We start from the raw sequence: 1,523 nt of genomic DNA, 5'->3' as shown, positions 1-1,523 counted from the left end.
CTTATAGTTCGACCAAGCCACTTAATTTAAAAGTAACTGACTATTATATTAAGTGGAATATGCTTCTGTTGGTTACGAATATTGAATGACAAACATCCAATGTTTTTAACAAGACGTTCGAGCCAACAGAGCACCTCGATTTCAAAACGCATACTCAGGGATTGCCGACCAAGACTATCTATAAGACCTGCGAGAAACGAGATTTAAGCACATTCCGTCCTTAACTTTAACCGTAGGCGCTATAAAATGAAAGCATATAACGTTGATAATTTTGCTGTACTCATTGGCATAGATTGGGCCGATAAAAAACATGATATTTGTGAACACCCAACAGGCACTAATAAATACCATTACACCGTTATTAAACACACACCTGAAGCGTTGCATGAATGGGCTATGGATATTAAACAGCGTTATCCAGAGCAGAAAATAGCGATTGTTTGTGAGCTTAAAAAAGGCCCGCTTATTTATGCGTTAGCTAAATACGACCACCTTACTTTATTTACCGTTAATCCTTGTGCCGTTGCTAAATACCGCCAGGCTTTTACGCCCAGTGGCGCAAAAGATGACCCATCAGATGCCTTTGTACAAGTTGAAATTCTCACGTTACACATGAATAAGCTGTCTGTCATTGAGCCTGAGCCTGCAGCTATGCGAACGCTGTCTCAGCTTGTTGAATATCGCCGAAGTTTAGTGCAAGACAGTGTCGATTTATCCAATAAGATAACGGCGACATTAAAGAATTATTACCCGCAGGCACTTGAATGGTTTAAAGAAAAGGACACGTATATATTCTGCGACTTCATTCAGAAATGGCCGTCGCTCACTGCGGTTAAAAAAGCAAGAAAACAGACTTTACTCGACTTTTTTGAGAGTCATAACTCACACTATTGCACGGTCAATAATGCACGACTAGACAGTATTAAAAATTCAATGCCATTAACTCTGGATGAAGGAGTCATTGTGCCTAATCAAATGCTCGTTGAAGTGCTTATTATGCAATTTAAAGTGTTATTAAAAGGTATTGAAAAGCTCGATAAAGCAATAAAATCGGCTTATAAAGCCCAGCAGGATAAAAAGATATTTGATAGCTTACCCGGCGCAGGTCCACAACTCGCGCCACGTTTACTTGTTGCTTTTGGGAGTAATCGTGCGCGTTATAATGATGCTGCAGAGCTTCAAAAATACGCTGGTATAGCGCCTGTTATTGAGCGCAGTGGTCAAAAGATGTGGACGCATTGGCGTTATAGTTGCCCCACTTTTTTAAGGCAAACATTTGTAGAATGGGCAGGCTTTTCTATTCGTTATTCATTTTGGGCTAAAGCGTATTATGAGCAACAAAAAGCCAAGGGTAAGCCGCACAACAGCATTATTAGATCACTGGCATTTAAATGGATAAGGATTGTATTTAGGTGTTGGAAAACAAATACACCCTACGATGAATCGACGTATTTAGCAGCATTAAAACGCAGAGGCTCACCACTTTTAAAATTTGCAATTAATAGCTAAATTTTACTAGTCGT

The 1,523-nt window shown here is 39.5% G+C and carries 1 protein-coding gene; it reads left to right on the top strand.

What is annotated here, in order from left to right; all coding sequences use genetic code 11:
• Positions 1-246: 246 nt before the first annotated feature.
• On the top strand, positions 247-1,509 hold the full coding sequence (locus I6F41_RS17880) for an IS110 family transposase (protein ID WP_197108905.1): 1,263 nt from the start codon (positions 247-249) through the stop codon (positions 1,507-1,509).
• The last annotated feature ends 14 nt before the right edge of the window (positions 1,510-1,523 follow it).

Source organism: Pseudoalteromonas sp. SCQQ13, from assembly GCF_015864415.1.
Classification (GTDB): Bacteria; Pseudomonadota; Gammaproteobacteria; order Enterobacterales; family Alteromonadaceae; genus Pseudoalteromonas; species Pseudoalteromonas nigrifaciens.
Note: the sequence above shows the minus strand (reverse complement) of the source record. Positions and strands in the feature narration are given on the sequence as shown.